The sequence below is a fragment of the Kosakonia oryziphila genome (genome assembly GCF_900094795.1).
Classification (GTDB): domain Bacteria; phylum Pseudomonadota; class Gammaproteobacteria; order Enterobacterales; family Enterobacteriaceae; genus Kosakonia; species Kosakonia oryziphila.
Window position 1 is genome coordinate 152,065 of record NZ_FMBC01000001.1, and the last position, 15,223, is coordinate 167,287.

Annotated in this window: 13 protein-coding genes; all 13 read left to right on the forward strand. The window is 54.0% G+C overall.

The features are described from left to right. The first annotated feature begins 77 nt into the window (after nt 1-77). The 13 genes from ilvI (at nt 78) to murG (ending at nt 15,189) form a co-directional block, all read left to right on the forward strand. A complete protein-coding gene (gene ilvI, locus GA0061070_RS00755) occupies nt 78-1,802 on the forward strand; it encodes an acetolactate synthase 3 large subunit (RefSeq protein WP_090132807.1) in 1,725 nt (574 codons plus the stop codon). Between the two features lie 2 nt (nt 1,803-1,804). Beyond that, nucleotides 1,805-2,296 carry an acetolactate synthase small subunit gene (gene ilvN / locus GA0061070_RS00760; RefSeq protein WP_007373137.1) on the forward strand — a complete coding sequence of 164 codons (492 nt, stop codon included), beginning with the start codon at nt 1,805-1,807 and terminating at the stop codon, nt 2,294-2,296. A gap of 180 nt (nt 2,297-2,476) precedes the next feature. Continuing rightward, nucleotides 2,477-3,481 (forward strand): catabolite repressor/activator, encoded by a 1,005-nt coding sequence (cra, locus tag GA0061070_RS00765; protein ID WP_090132809.1) that lies wholly within the window; start codon nt 2,477-2,479, stop codon nt 3,479-3,481. A 619-nt stretch (nt 3,482-4,100) separates the two neighbouring features. Continuing rightward, nucleotides 4,101-4,559, forward strand: a complete 459-nt coding sequence (mraZ, locus tag GA0061070_RS00770; protein ID WP_090132811.1) for a division/cell wall cluster transcriptional repressor MraZ — start codon at nt 4,101-4,103, stop codon at nt 4,557-4,559. A 2-nt stretch (nt 4,560-4,561) separates the two neighbouring features. After that, nucleotides 4,562-5,503, forward strand: a complete 942-nt coding sequence (gene rsmH, locus GA0061070_RS00775; RefSeq protein ID WP_090132987.1) for a 16S rRNA (cytosine(1402)-N(4))-methyltransferase RsmH — start codon at nt 4,562-4,564, stop codon at nt 5,501-5,503. Beyond that, nucleotides 5,500-5,865: a cell division protein FtsL gene (gene ftsL, locus GA0061070_RS00780; RefSeq protein WP_007373141.1), complete on the forward strand. Its 366-nt coding sequence runs from the start codon at nt 5,500-5,502 to the stop codon at nt 5,863-5,865. Before rsmH ends, ftsL begins: the two co-directional genes overlap by 4 nt. Before the next feature lie 25 nt (nt 5,866-5,890). Then, complete coding sequence (locus GA0061070_RS00785) at nt 5,891-7,657, forward strand: peptidoglycan glycosyltransferase FtsI (protein ID WP_090132813.1); 1,767 nt, start codon at nt 5,891-5,893, stop codon at nt 7,655-7,657. After that, a complete protein-coding gene (gene murE / locus GA0061070_RS00790) occupies nt 7,644-9,131 on the forward strand; it encodes a UDP-N-acetylmuramoyl-L-alanyl-D-glutamate--2,6-diaminopimelate ligase (RefSeq protein ID WP_090132815.1) in 1,488 nt (495 codons plus the stop codon). Before GA0061070_RS00785 ends, murE begins: the two co-directional genes overlap by 14 nt. Then, nucleotides 9,128-10,486: a UDP-N-acetylmuramoyl-tripeptide--D-alanyl-D-alanine ligase gene (gene murF / locus GA0061070_RS00795; protein ID WP_090132816.1), complete on the forward strand. Its 1,359-nt coding sequence runs from the start codon at nt 9,128-9,130 to the stop codon at nt 10,484-10,486. Before murE ends, murF begins: the two co-directional genes overlap by 4 nt. Beyond that, nucleotides 10,480-11,562 (forward strand): phospho-N-acetylmuramoyl-pentapeptide-transferase, encoded by a 1,083-nt coding sequence (gene mraY, locus GA0061070_RS00800; protein ID WP_090132818.1) that lies wholly within the window; start codon nt 10,480-10,482, stop codon nt 11,560-11,562. Before murF ends, mraY begins: the two co-directional genes overlap by 7 nt. 2 nt (nt 11,563-11,564) lie before the next feature. Further along, the gene (gene murD / locus GA0061070_RS00805; protein ID WP_090132820.1) at nt 11,565-12,881 is read left to right on the forward strand and encodes a UDP-N-acetylmuramoyl-L-alanine--D-glutamate ligase; all 1,317 of its coding nucleotides are present in this window, start codon (nt 11,565-11,567) and stop codon (nt 12,879-12,881) included. After that, nucleotides 12,881-14,122: a cell division protein FtsW gene (gene ftsW / locus GA0061070_RS00810; protein WP_090132822.1), complete on the forward strand. Its 1,242-nt coding sequence runs from the start codon at nt 12,881-12,883 to the stop codon at nt 14,120-14,122. The genes murD and ftsW overlap by 1 nt, the downstream gene beginning before the upstream one ends. Continuing rightward, nucleotides 14,122-15,189: an undecaprenyldiphospho-muramoylpentapeptide beta-N-acetylglucosaminyltransferase gene (gene murG, locus GA0061070_RS00815; protein WP_090132824.1), complete on the forward strand. Its 1,068-nt coding sequence runs from the start codon at nt 14,122-14,124 to the stop codon at nt 15,187-15,189. The genes ftsW and murG overlap by 1 nt, the downstream gene beginning before the upstream one ends. Nucleotides 15,190-15,223: the final 34 nt, after the last annotated feature.

Below are 15,223 nucleotides of genomic sequence, written 5' to 3' on the forward strand. Positions count from 1 at the left end.
TTTCCTGCTCTGAACAGAGCGACAGAGTGGAAATGAGTTCCGCCGTCAGTCGACAAATATAAGCCTGGAGGCAAAGCATGGAGATGTTGTCTGGAGCCGAGATGGTCGTCCGATCGCTTATCGATCAAGGCGTAAAGAAAGTATTCGGCTACCCAGGAGGTGCAGTCCTGGATATCTACGATGCCCTGCATACTGTTGGCGGTATTGAACATGTATTGGTACGTCATGAGCAGGCGGCGGTGCATATGGCCGATGGGCTGGCGCGGGCAACGGGTGAGGTTGGAGTGGTACTGGTCACGTCTGGCCCTGGTGCGACGAATGCGATCACGGGTATCGCTACCGCTTATATGGATTCCATCCCACTGGTGGTGCTTTCCGGGCAGGTTGCAACATCGCTGATTGGTTATGACGCGTTTCAGGAATGCGACATGGTGGGGATTTCCCGTCCGGTGGTGAAGCATAGTTTCCTGGTCAAACAAACCGAAGACATTCCCGGTGTATTAAAGAAAGCATTCTGGCTGGCTGCCAGTGGGCGTCCGGGGCCGGTGGTGGTGGATCTGCCGAAAGATATTATGAACCCGGCCAACAAGCTGCCCTATTTCTGGCCGGAATCGGTCAGCATGCGATCTTATAACCCGACGACGCAGGGGCACAAAGGCCAAATCAAGCGTGCTTTGCAAACACTGGTGTCGGCGAAGAGGCCGGTGGTTTACGTGGGAGGCGGTGCGATTAACTCCGCATGCGAAACTCAGTTGCGCCAATTGGCTGAAAAACTGAATTTGCCCGTGGTCTCGTCCTTAATGGGGTTGGGCGCGTTTCCGGCGTCGCATCGACAGGCGCTGGGTATGCTGGGCATGCACGGCACTTATGAAGCCAATATGACGATGCACCATTCCGATGTTATTTTCGCGGTTGGCGTGCGTTTTGACGATCGCACCACCAATAACCTGGCGAAGTACTGTCCGGATGCGACGGTCCTGCATATCGATATAGACCCCACTTCCATTTCCAAAACCGTACAGGCGGATGTGCCAATTGTCGGCGACGCGCGGCTGGTTCTGGAACAAATGCTTGAGCTGCTGGAGCAGGAAGAGCAGCCACAGCTGCTGGATGATATCCGTGACTGGTGGTTGCGCATTGAACAGTGGCGCGCACGTCAGTGCCTGAAATATGACACCCAGAGTGAAAAGATCAAACCGCAGGCCGTCATTGAAGCTATCTGGCGTCTGACGAATGGCGATGCTTACGTTACTTCTGATGTTGGCCAGCATCAGATGTTTGCCGCGCTATACTACCGTTTTGATAAACCGCGTCGCTGGATCAACTCCGGCGGGCTGGGCACTATGGGTTTTGGCTTGCCCGCCGCGCTCGGTGTGAAGATGGCGTTGCCCGAGGAGACGGTTGTCTGCGTGACCGGCGATGGCAGTATCCAGATGAATATTCAGGAACTTTCCACGGCGTTGCAGTATGAGCTGCCGGTGCTGGTATTGAACCTCAATAACCGCTATCTGGGGATGGTGAAACAGTGGCAGGACATGATCTATTCTGGCCGCCATTCACAATCTTATATGGAGTCGTTGCCTGATTTTGCGCGCCTGGCGGAAGCTTACGGCCATGTGGGAATTCGTATTACGCGTCCGGATGAGCTGGAGGCGAAGCTGGCGGAAGCTCTGGAGCAGGTGAAAAACAATCGCCTGGTGTTTGTTGATGTTACCGTTGATGGTAGTGAACACGTTTATCCGATGCAGATCCGCGGTGGCGGCATGGATGAGATGTGGTTAAGCAAAACGGAGAGAACCTGATTATGCGCCGGATACTGTCTGTACTACTGGAAAATGAATCGGGCGCGTTATCGCGCGTGATTGGTCTGTTCTCTCAGCGCGGTTACAACATAGAAAGCCTGACCGTTGCGCCGACTGACGATCCCACCTTATCGCGGATGACGATCCAGACTGTCGGCGATCAAAAAGTTCTCGAGCAGATCGAAAAGCAACTGCACAAACTGGTTGATGTATTACGCGTAAACGAGCTGGGGCAGGGGGCATATGTTGAACGTGAAATCATGTTGGTGAAAATTCAGGCCAGCGGTTATGGTCGCGAAGAGGTGAAACGTAATGCCGAGATTTTCCGCGGACAGATCATTGACGTTACGCCGTCCATTTACACAGTTCAGCTCGCGGGTACCAGTGACAAACTGGATGCGTTTTTAGCCACGATTCGTGATGTGGCGAAAATTGTTGAAGTTGCGCGCTCCGGCGTGGTGGGGTTATCGCGCGGCGACAAAATCATGCGCTGAAAAGAATAATTTTCCATATTTTTTACTGGCCCGGTGTTCTACGCTGGGCTTTTTTTTGCGAAATTTGCCGGAACCAGAGATGAAAGCGGTTGCCGGAGTGAGTATTCTGCGCTTAGATGTTAAGGATTTTAACCTATATCCCTAAAAAGGTTATGGAGTACATTAATTTAAGGGGCAATTGTGAAACTGGATGAAATCGCCCGGCTAGCCGGCGTCTCACGAACCACGGCAAGCTACGTCATTAATGGTAAGGCGAAGCAGTATCGTGTCAGCGACAAAACCGTTGAGAAAGTCATGGCGGTTGTTCGTGAGCATAACTACCACCCAAATGCGGTGGCGGCTGGCCTGCGCGCAGGACGCACACGTTCGATTGGGCTGGTGATCCCGGATCTTGAAAACACGAGCTACACCCGCATTGCCAATTATCTGGAGCGCCAGGCTCGCCAGCGCGGCTATCAGTTACTGATCGCCTGTTCGGAAGATCAACCTGATAATGAAATGCGCTGTATCGAGCACCTGTTGCAGCGGCAGGTGGACGCTATTATTGTCTCCACCTCATTACCGCCAGAGCATCCGTTTTATCAGCGCTGGGCCAATGATTCCTTCCCGATTGTCGCGCTTGATCGCGCGCTGGACCGTGAACACTTCACCAGTGTTGTTGGTGCCGATCAGGATGATTCGGAGATGCTGGCCGCAGAACTCCGTAAGTTTCCGGCGGAGCGCGTGCTTTATCTTGGAGCGTTACCGGAGCTATCTGTCAGTTTCCTGCGCGAGCAGGGCTTTCGTACCGCGTGGAAAGATGATCCGCGTGAAGTGCAATATCTCTATGCCAATAGCTACGAGCGTGAAGCCGCTGCTCAGCTATTTGATAAATGGCTGGAAACCAATCCTATGCCGCAGGCGATGTTTATAACGTCGTTTGCGTTATTGCAGGGTGTACTTGACGTTACGTTACGTCGCGACGGTAAATTGCCGTCGGATCTGGCGATCGCGACTTTTGGCGATCACGAACTACTCGATTTCTTACAATGCCCGGTTCTGGCAGTGGCGCAGCGTCATCGCGATGTTGCGGAGCGGGTTCTGGAAATTGTGTTGGCAAGCCTCGACGAACCGCGTAAGCCGAAACCAGGTCTTAGCCGTATCCGGCGTAATCTTTACCGTCGCGGGATATTAAGTCGCGTATAAGTTCAGCTAAAGGCAGCGTAAGCTGCCTTTTTTGTTTGTTATCTTACCTTTAATCAAATTATTCCCTGCTGGCTTCTAAGATAAATCCTTAATTTTTATACGGGACGTATAAAGTTAATTCCAGTGGCTTTTTTAAATAGCGTTTTAAAAGGATATTTTTAAAGCAGCAATTATGATTTCTGTCTTAAATTGTTACATCTCAGAAAAGTATCGCCTTTCTCCTATTAGCACACGTTATGAGTGTAGGGCTATTTCCTGGTGATTCGGCCGTTGCGCTCCGTATGAAGGGATGCAACTGGTGCTGTTCAGTTGGGGTGATATGTCTTAAAATGCCGCCCGCGTCGCAAACTGACACTTTATATTTCGCACGCAGGAAGCAAATGGTTTTAAACGCGGATACGCATATTCTGTTTTTTTTCTTGCAAATATTCATGACGTTAATTTGCCTCGTAAGTTGAGCACTAATTCACCTTTGCAGATATTCGCTGCAAATAAGAGATCTTTTGTTCTGGTTAGCCTTTGTGCTGGCTTGACAAGCTTTTCCTCCGCTCCGTAAACTCCCTTGGTGGGGATTTGTGGGATAAAGTGGTGAAAATGGTCACTTGGGGGTGAATCGGACATGTTCCGTGGCGCGACGTTAGTCAATCTCGACAGCAAAGGGCGGTTAGCCGTTCCGACCCGTTATCGGGATTTGCTGCTGGAGAATGCCTCTGGTCAGATGGTATGTACCATCGACATTCGCCATTCATGCCTGCTGCTTTATCCCCTTCCTGAATGGGAAATTATTGAGCAAAAACTGGCGCGCCTGTCGAGCATGAACCCGCTTGAGCGACGCGTACAACGTTTATTGCTGGGGCATGCCAGCGAGTGCCAGATGGATAGCGCCGGGCGTTTATTGATTTCGCCTGTTTTACGGCAGCATGCCGGGCTAACCAAAGAAGTGATGCTGGTCGGGCAGTTCAATAAATTTGAGCTGTGGGATGAAACGACCTGGTATCAACAGGTCAAGGAAGATATCGACGCTGAGCAATCGGGTTCTGAAGCACTTTCAGATCGGTTGCAGGATTTGTCTCTGTAATGATGATGGAAAATTTTAAACACACGACGGTGCTGCTGGATGAGGCCGTTAACGGCCTGAATATTCGTCCGGATGGCATCTACATCGATGGTACTTTTGGTCGCGGTGGTCACTCGCGCCTGATCCTCTCCCATTTGGGTGCGGAAGGACGCTTGTTGGCCATCGATCGCGATCCACAGGCAATTGCTGTCGCCCAAACCATTGATGACCCGCGCTTCTCCATCATTCATGGTCCTTTCTCTGCGCTTGCTGATTATGTCAGTGAGCGAGAACTTGTTGGCAAGATTGACGGTATTCTTCTCGATCTTGGGGTCTCTTCACCGCAGCTCGACGATCCTGAGCGCGGTTTCTCCTTTATGCGCGATGGTCCGCTTGATATGCGGATGGATCCCACTCGCGGTCAGTCTGCTGCCGAATGGCTGCAAACAGCCGAAGAGGCAGATATCGTCTGGGTGCTGAAAACCTTTGGCGAGGAGCGTTTTGCTAAACGTATTGCACGCGCCATTGTAGAGCGTAACCGTCTCAACCCGATGACCCGCACTAAAGAGCTGGCGGAAGTCGTTGCGGCGGCAACACCGGTGAAAGACAAGTTCAAACATCCCGCGACCCGTACCTTCCAGGCGGTGCGCATTTGGGTAAACAGTGAACTGGAGGAAATAGAGCTGGCGCTAAAAAACTCGCTCGGCGTGCTTGCCCCGGGAGGGCGGCTTTCGATAATCAGCTTCCATTCTCTGGAAGATCGCATTGTGAAACGCTTCATGCGTGAGCAAAGCCGCGGCCCGCAGGTTCCTGCCGGGTTGCCGATGACCGAAGAGCAACTCAGGAAACTGGGTGGCCGTCAGTTGCGAGCCTTAGGAAAGTTGATGCCGGGTGAAGAAGAAGTGGCTGAAAATCCACGTGCCCGTAGTTCAGTTCTGCGTATTGCAGAGAGGACGAACGCATGATCGGCAGAGTGACAGAAACCCTAAGCAAAGTGAAAGGATCGTTAGGAAGCAACGAGCGCCATGCCTTGCCTGGCGTGATCGGCGACGATCTTTTGCGATTTGGGAAACTGCCACTCTGTCTGTTCATTTGCATCATCATGACGGCAGTGACTGTTGTCACTACCTCTCACCACACACGCTTATTAACCGCGCAGCGCGAACAACTGGTTCTCGAGCGCGACGCGCTAGATATCGAATGGCGCAACCTGATTCTTGAAGAGAATGCGCTCGGCGATCACAGCCGGGTTGAACGGATTGCGACAGAAAAGCTGCAAATGCAGCACGTGGATCCCTCTCAGGAAAATATCGTAGTGCAGAAATAGAAATGAATAAGGAATTACGCGACGCATGAAAGCAGCGGCGAAAACGCTTAAACCGAAACGCCAGGAAGAACAGGCCAACTTTGTGAGTTGGCGTTTTGCGTTGCTTTGCGGTTGCATCCTGCTGGCGATGGCGTTTCTGCTTGGGCGTGTCGCCTGGCTACAGGTTATCAATCCGGAGATGCTGGTACGTGAAGGGGATATGCGTTCTTTGCGTGTGCAGGAAGTCGCAACGTCGCGTGGAATGATTACCGACCGCTCCGGGCGTCCGCTGGCAGTAAGTGTGCCGGTGAAAGCGATTTGGGCCGATCCAAAAGAGTTACACGATGCTGGCGGCGTCACACTGGATAATCGCTGGAAAGCGCTCTCTGATGCGCTGAACATGCCGCTGGATCAGCTGGCTTCCCGTATTAACGCCAATCCGAAGATGCGTTTTATCTATCTGGCGCGTCAGGTTAACCCCGATCTCGGCGATTACATTAAAAAGCTTAAGTTGCCGGGGATTCACCTGCGTGAAGAATCCCGTCGTTACTACCCTTCCGGGGAAGTGACCGCTCACCTTATCGGTTTTACTAACGTAGATAGTCAGGGGATCGAAGGTGTTGAGAAGAGCTTTGACAAATGGCTTACCGGTCAACCTGGCGAACGTATCGTGCGTAAAGATCGCTACGGGCGTGTTATTGAAGATATCTCTTCCACCGACAGCCAGGCTGCGCATAACCTGGCGCTGAGCATTGATGAACGCTTGCAGGCGCTGGTTTATCGTGAGCTGAATAACGCGGTGGCGTTTAACAAGGCAGAATCAGGAAGCGCCGTGCTGGTCGATGTAAACACCGGCGAAGTGTTGGCAATGGCCAACAGCCCTTCCTACAACCCGAACAACTTCACCGGTACATCGAAAGATGCCATGCGTAACCGCGCGATCACCGACGTTTTTGAACCGGGTTCGACGGTGAAACCTATGGTGGTAATGACGGCGCTGCAGCGCGGCGTCGTCACACCAAATACGGTGCTGAACACGGTGCCTTACCGAATTAACGGCCACGAAATCAAAGACGTGGCGCGCTACAGCGAATTGACCCTTACCGGGGTGCTACAAAAGTCGAGTAACGTCGGTGTTTCGAAGTTGGCGTTAGCGATGCCCTCCTCAGCGTTAGTAGATACTTACTCACGTTTTGGATTGGGAAAAACGACCAATTTGGGGATGGTCGGGGAACGCAGTGGCTTATTTCCTCAAAAACAACGGTGGTCTGACATAGAGAGGGCCACCTTCTCTTTCGGCTATGGGCTAATGGTAACGCCGTTACAGTTAGCGCGAGTCTACGCAACGATTGGTAGTTACGGTATCTACCGTCCGCTGTCGATTACCAAAGTTGACCCGCCCGTGCCGGGCGAACGCATTTTCAATGAGTCTATCGTGCGCACTGTGGTGCATATGATGGAGAGCGTTGCGCTACCTGGCGGTGGTGGGGTGAAAGCAGCCATCAAAGGCTATCGCATTGCTATCAAAACCGGGACGGCGAAAAAAGTCGGCCCGGATGGTCGTTATATCAACAAATATATTGCTTACACCGCTGGCGTCGCGCCTGCCAGCCGCCCGCGCTTTGCGCTGGTGGTGGTGATTAACGATCCGCAAGCGGGTAAATACTACGGTGGTGCCGTGTCCGCACCGGTCTTCGGTGCCATCATGGGCGGTGTTCTGCGCACCATGAACATTGAGCCGGACGCGCTGACCACGGGCGAAAAAAGTGAATTTGTAATTAATCAAGGCGGGGGTACAGGTGGCAGATCGTAATTTGCGCGACCTTCTCGCTCCGTGGGTGCCTGGCGCACCGGAGCGAGCACTGCGGGAGATGACACTCGACAGCCGTGCGGCTGCATCGGGTGATCTCTTTGTGGCGGTGGTCGGTCATCAGGCGGACGGGCGTCGATATATCCCGCAGGCGATTGCGCAAGGTGTTGCTGCCATTATTGCTGAAGCAAAAGACGAAGCAAATGACGGTGAAATTCGTGAAATGCACGGCGTTCCGGTCATTTACCTCAGCCAGTTGAATGAGCGCCTTTCCGCGCTGGCGGGCCGTTTTTACGGTGAACCATCTGAACAATTGCGCCTGATTGGCGTAACCGGCACTAACGGCAAAACAACGACCACGCAGTTACTGGCGCAGTGGAGCCAGTTGGTGGGCGAAACCAGCGCAGTAATGGGGACGGTTGGAAATGGTCTGTTGGGTAAAATCATCCCGACGGAAAATACCACTGGCTCTGCGGTGGATGTTCAGCATGTGATTGCCGGGCTGGCTGCGCAGAAAGCGACATTTGCCGCCATGGAAGTCTCTTCCCACGGTCTGGTGCAGCATCGCGTTGCGGCGCTGAAGTTTGCCGCTGGCGTATTTACCAATTTAAGCCGCGATCATCTCGATTATCACGGCGATATGGCGCACTACGAAGCGGCAAAATGGCTGCTGTTCTCCTCTCACCACTACGGACAGGCAATTATCAATGCCGATGACGAAGTGGGCCGCCGCTGGTTAGCGAATTTGCCGGATGCGGTTGCGGTATCAATGGAAGACCATATCAACCCAGATTGTCACGGCCGCTGGCTCAAGGCTACTGGTGTCGAGTACCACGATAGCGGCGCGACTATTCATTTTGACTCTTCATGGGGTCAAGGTGAAATAGAAAGCCGTCTGATGGGCGCGTTTAATGTCAGTAACCTGCTATTGGCGCTGGCCACACTACTGGCGCTGGGTTATCCGTTAAGCGATTTGCTGAAAACCGCTTCCCGGTTGCAGCCAGTTTGTGGACGCATGGAAGTATTTAGTGCACCGGGTAAACCGACGGTGGTGGTGGATTATGCCCATACGCCGGATGCGCTGGAAAAAGCCTTACAGGCTGCACGCCTGCACTGCACCGGTCAACTGTGGTGCGTGTTTGGCTGCGGCGGCGATCGCGATAAAGGTAAACGTCCGCTCATGGGCGCAATTGCCGAGCAGTTCGCCGATGTACCAGTGGTGACGGACGATAACCCGCGTACTGAAGAGCCGCGCGCCATTATCGACGATATTCTCGCCGGTATGCTGGATGTGGGACGTGTGCATGTGGTCGAAGGCCGTGCGGAAGCTGTGACCAATACCATTATGCAAGCGAAAGAGAATGATGTGGTTTTGCTGGCTGGCAAAGGCCATGAAGATTATCAGATTGTCGGAACGCACCGTCTGGATTACTCCGATCGCCTCACTGCGGCACGTTTGCTGGGAGTAGTGGCATGATTAACGTAACCCTAAGCCAGCTTGCCGACATTCTGCATGGTGAATTACATGGTCAGGATGTGACGATTGATGCGGTAACCAGCGATACCCGCAAACTCACGCCGGGTTGCCTGTTTGTGGCGCTGAAAGGCGAGCGATTCGACGCCCATGATTTTGCCGAACAAGCCAAAACGGGCGGCGCGGGTGCGCTGTTGGTTAGCCGTAAGCTGGATTGCGATCTGCCGCAACTGCTGGTCAAAGACACTCGCCAGGCGTTTGGCGAGCTGGGCGCCTGGGTACGTCAGCAGGTGCCGACGCGTGTGGTGGCGTTAACCGGTTCTTCCGGTAAAACCTCGGTGAAAGAGATGACGGCCGCCATTTTGAGTGAATGTGGCAACACGCTCTATACCGCAGGAAACCTGAATAATGACATCGGCGTGCCGATGACGCTCCTGCGTTTAACCAAAGAACATCAATACGCGGTGATTGAGCTGGGCGCGAATCACCAGGGGGAAATTGCCTGGACCGTCGGGCTTGCCCGTCCGGAAGCTGCTCTGGTCAATAACCTGGCGGCGGCGCACCTTGAAGGTTTCGGATCACTTGCTGGCGTGGCGAAAGCCAAAGGTGAAATCTACACCGGCTTACCTGCCAACGGTGTGGCAATCATGAACGCTGACAATAATGACTGGCTGAACTGGCAGAGCATTATTGGCGATCGCAAAGTGTGGCGTTTCTCACCAAATGCGGTGAACAGCGATTTTACGGCTACCAACATTCATGTGACCTCTCACGGGACTGAGTTCACGCTGCAAACCCCCATGGGCAATGTGGATGTGACGCTACCGTTGCCGGGACGACACAATATTGCCAATTCGCTGGCAGCGACCTCGTTGGCGATGGCTGTGGGCGCCAGCCTGGCGGCAGTGAAAAAAGGGTTGGCAAACTTGAAAGCGGTGCCAGGGCGTCTGTTTCCGGTGCAACTTGGCGAAAATAAACTGCTGCTCGATGACACATATAACGCCAACGTCGGTTCAATGACCGCCGCCGCGCATGTGCTGGCGGAAATGCCGGGCTACCGGGTGATGGTAGTGGGCGATATGGCAGAGTTAGGTGATGAGAGCGAAGCCTGCCACATTCAGGTGGGTGAAGCGGCGAAGGGCGTCGGCATCGATAAAGTGCTGAGTGTCGGCAGGCTGAGCAAGGCTCTGAGCGCCGCCAGTGGTGTTGGCGAACATTTTAACGATAAAGCGGCAGTGGTGGCGCGTTTAAAGGCGCTGATTGCTGAACAGCAGATTGTTACCATTTTAGTGAAAGGTTCACGTAGTTCCGCCATGGAAGAGGTGGTTCGCGAATTACAGGAGAACGGAACATGTTAGTGTGGCTGGCCGAACATCTGGTCAAATATTATTCCGGCTTTAACGTCTTTTCCTATCTGACGTTTCGCGCCATTGTCAGCCTGCTGACCGCGCTCTTCATCTCTCTGTGGATGGGGCCGCGCATGATTGCCCGTCTGCAAAAACTCTCGTTCGGCCAGGTTGTGCGTAATGACGGTCCGGAGTCGCATTTCAGTAAACGCGGTACGCCAACGATGGGGGGAATTATGATCCTCACGGCAATCGTGGTTTCCGTATTGCTGTGGGCTTATCCCTCTAACCCGTATGTCTGGTGCGTGCTGGTTGTACTGGTAGGTTACGGGGTGATTGGTTTTGTTGACGACTACCGCAAAGTAGTGCGTAAAGATACCAAAGGCTTGATTGCTCGCTGGAAATATTTCTGGATGTCACTGATTGCACTGGGCGTTGCGTTTGCGCTTTACCTGGCGGGGAAAGATACGCCAGCGACAGAACTGGTGGTGCCGTTTTTTAAAGATGTGATGCCACAACTGGGCATTTTCTACATTCTGCTGGCCTACTTTGTGATTGTTGGTACTGGCAACGCCGTGAACCTGACGGACGGTCTTGATGGTCTGGCGATTATGCCGACGGTGTTTGTCGCTGCGGGCTTTGCGCTGGTGGCCTGGGCTACCGGTAACATGAATTTTGCTAATTACCTGCATATTCCTTATTTGCGTCACGCGGGCGAGCTGGTGATCGTCTGCACAGCGATTGTCGGTGCCGGGCTGGGTTTTTTGTGGTTCAACACTTATCCGGCACAGGTTTTCATGGGGGATGTGGGGTCACTGGCTCTCGGCGGTGCATTGGGGATTATCGCCGTGCTGCTGCGCCAGGAATTCTTGCTGGTGATTATGGGCGGGGTGTTCGTGGTGGAAACCCTGTCGGTGATTTTGCAGGTAGGGTCGTTTAAATTGCGTGGCCAGCGTATTTTCCGCATGGCACCGATTCACCATCACTATGAACTGAAAGGCTGGCCAGAACCACGCGTGATCGTGCGCTTCTGGATTATTTCGCTGATGCTGGTGCTGATTGGCCTGGCAACGCTGAAGGTACGTTAATCATGGCAGATTACCAGGGTAAAAAAGTCGTCATTATCGGTCTGGGGCTGACAGGTCTTTCCTGCGTTGACTTTTTCCTCGCGCGCGGCGTTACGCCACGCGTTATGGACACGCGCGTTTCGCCACCAGGGCTGGATAAGCTGCCGGAGGCGGTAGAGCGCCATCTTGGTAGCCTCAATGATGACTGGTTACTGGCGGCTGACCTGATTGTCGCAAGCCCCGGAATCGCACTGGCTCATCCTTCTCTGAGCGCGGCAGCCGATGCTGGCGTTGAGATCGTTGGCGATATCGAACTCTTCTGCCGCGAAGCGCAAGCGCCAGTCATTGCGATTACCGGTTCAAACGGTAAAAGCACCGTCACCAAACTGGTGGGAGAAATGGCGGAAGCGGCAGGCGTTAATGTGGGTGTTGGCGGCAATATTGGCCTGCCCGCGCTGATGTTGCTTGATGAAGCTCGTGAACTTTATGTGCTGGAGCTTTCCAGTTTCCAACTGGAAACCACTTTCAGTCTGCACGCTGCGGCGGCAACCATCCTGAACGTGACGGAAGATCATATGGATCGCTATCCGTTCGGGTTGCAACAGTATCGCGCCGCAAAACTGCGCGTTTACGAAAACGCGAAAGTTTGTGTAGTAAATGCGGACGACGCACTGACCATGCCGGTGCGGGGTGCTGATGAGCGCTGCGTGAGTTTTGGCGTTGACGTTGGAGACTATCATCTGAACCGACAGCAGGGCGAAACCTGGCTGCGTGTAAAAGGTGAAAAGGTTCTGAATGTTCAAGAGATGAAGCTGAGCGGCCAGCACAACTATACCAACGCGCTGGCGGCGCTGGCGCTGGCGGATGCTGCGGGTATACCGCAGGCCAGCAGCCTGAAGGCGCTGACAACCTTTAGCGGGCTGGCGCACCGTTTCCAGTTGGCGCTGGATCATAACGGCGTGCGCTGGATCAACGACTCGAAAGCGACCAACGTCGGCAGCACTGAGGCGGCGCTGAACGGTTTGCAGGTTGATGGTACGCTGCACCTTCTGTTGGGTGGACACGGTAAATCTGCCGATTTCTCACCGCTGAAGCGCTATCTCGGTGGCGATCATATTCGTCTTTATTGCTTTGGTCGCGATGGCGGCGAGCTGGCGGGTTTACGTCCGGAAATCGCCGATCAGGTAGAAACGATGGAAGAGGCGATGCGTCTGATCGCCACGCGCGTCCAGCCGGGCGATATGGTGCTGCTGTCGCCTGCCTGCGCCAGCCTCGATCAGTTCAAGAATTTCGAACAACGGGGTGATGTCTTTACCCGTCTGGCGCAGGAGTTAGGCTGATGCGTTTAACGCTCCCACGCCCGAGAATGCCGCGCCTGCCGGGATTTAGCCTCCTGGCATGGTTATTTACGGCATTGAAAGGCTGGGTTATGGGATCTCGGCAAAAAGATTCCGACAGCCTGGTGATGTACGACCGCACATTATTGTGGTTGACGCTGGGCCTGGCGGCGATCGGTTTCATTATGGTGACCTCGGCTTCGATGCCGGTAGGGCAACGCCTGACGGACGATCCTTTCTTCTTTGCCAAGCGTCATGCGCTGTATCTGTTCCTGGCGTTTTGTATGTCGATGATCACGCTGCGTTTGCCGATGGATTTCTGGCAGAAATACAGCTCGGCGATGTTGATCGCCGCGATCATTATGCTGCTGGTGGTATTAGTAGTGGGTAGCTCGATCAATGGGGCATCTCGCTGGATCGATCTCGGTGTCATGCGCTTCCAGCCTGCGGAGTTCACCAAGCTGTCGCTGTTCTGTTACCTGGCTAACTACCTGGTGCGTAAGGTGGATGAAGTGCGTAATAACCTGCGTGGCTTCCTCAAACCAATGGGCGTGATTCTGGTGTTGGCGGTGCTGTTGCTGGCGCAGCCAGACCTCGGTACGGTGGTGGTGCTGTTTATCACCACTCTGGCGATGCTGTTCCTCGCCGGGGCGAAACTGTGGCAGTTCATCGCCATCATCGGTATGGGAATTTCAGCGGTTGTGCTGCTGATCCTCGCCGAACCGTATCGTATTCGCCGCGTAACCTCGTTCTGGAATCCGTGGGAAGATCCATTTGGTAGCGGTTATCAGTTAACGCAGTCGCTGATGGCATTTGGTCGCGGTGAGCTATGGGGCCAGGGACTTGGAAACTCAGTACAGAAGCTGGAGTATCTGCCTGAAGCACATACGGACTTTATCTTCTCCATTATCGGGGAGGAACTCGGTTATATCGGTGTGGTAGTGGCGCTTTTAATGGTATTCTTCGTCGCTTTCCGCGCCATGTCCATCGGGCGAAAAGCGCTGGAAATCGATCATCGTTTCTCTGGTTTCCTGGCCTGCTCGATTGGTATCTGGTTTAGTTTCCAGGCTCTGGTTAACGTCGGTGCCGCAGCAGGTATGTTGCCGACCAAAGGGCTGACTCTGCCGCTTATCAGTTACGGTGGTTCCAGCTTACTGATTATGTCAGTGGCGATTACGCTGCTGCTACGCATAGATTATGAAACGCGTCTGGAAAAAGCCCAGGCGTTTACACGAGGTTTGTGATGAGTGGTCAACCAAAGCGGTTAATGGTGATGGCGGGCGGTACCGGCGGGCATGTCTTCCCCGGGCTGGCGGTTGCGCACCATTTGATGGATCAGGGCTGGCAAGTGCGCTGGCTCGGAACCGCTGATCGCATGGAGGCCGATCTGGTGCCCAAACACGGTATCGAGATCGATTTTATCCGTATCTCCGGCCTGCGTGGCAAAGGGATCAAAGCGCAGTTGATGGCCCCGATGCGTATTTTTAACGCCTGGCGACAGGCTCGCGCCATCATGCAGCGCTTTAAGCCGGATGTGGTGCTGGGGATGGGCGGTTATGTTTCTGGTCCCGGCGGGCTGGCGGCCTGGTCGCTCGGTATTCCGGTAGTGCTCCATGAGCAGAACGGAATTGCCGGATTAACCAATAAATGGCTGGCGAAAATCGCTACCAAAGTGATGCAGGCATTCCCCGGCGCGTTTCCAAAAGCGGAAGTCGTTGGAAACCCAGTGCGTGTTGATGTGCTGGCGCTGCCACTACCGCAGGAGCGTTTACCTGGCCGTGAAGGTCCGGTTCGCGTGCTGGTCATTGGTGGCTCCCAGGGGGCGCGCGTGCTGAACCAGACAATGCCGCAGGTCGCGGCGAAACTGGGCAGTGCTGTAACTATCTGGCATCAGAGCGGCAAAGGCGCGCAACAGGATGTCGAGCAGGCGTATGCTGCCGCTGGCGAACCGCAGCATAAAGTGACGGAATTTATTGACGATATGGCGCAAGCCTACGCGTGGGCGGACGTGGTGGTGTGCCGTTCAGGCGCACTGACGGTCAGCGAAATCGCAGCCGCAGGTTTACCGGCGCTATTTGTGCCTTTCCAGCACAAAGATCGTCAGCAGTACTGGAATGCATTACCGCTGGAAAAAGCGGGTGCTGCGAAGATCCTCGAACAGCCACAGTTCACTGTTGATGCGGTAGCCGCGACGCTGGCGGGCTGGGATCGTGAAGCATTACTGGCGATGGCGGAACGTGCACGCGCGGTGGCCATCCCGGATGCCACCGAGCGTGTGGCGAATGAAGTCAGCCTGGCAGCTCAGGCGTAAATACTGGCGGCGCGTTGACGTCGCGCAATTTAAG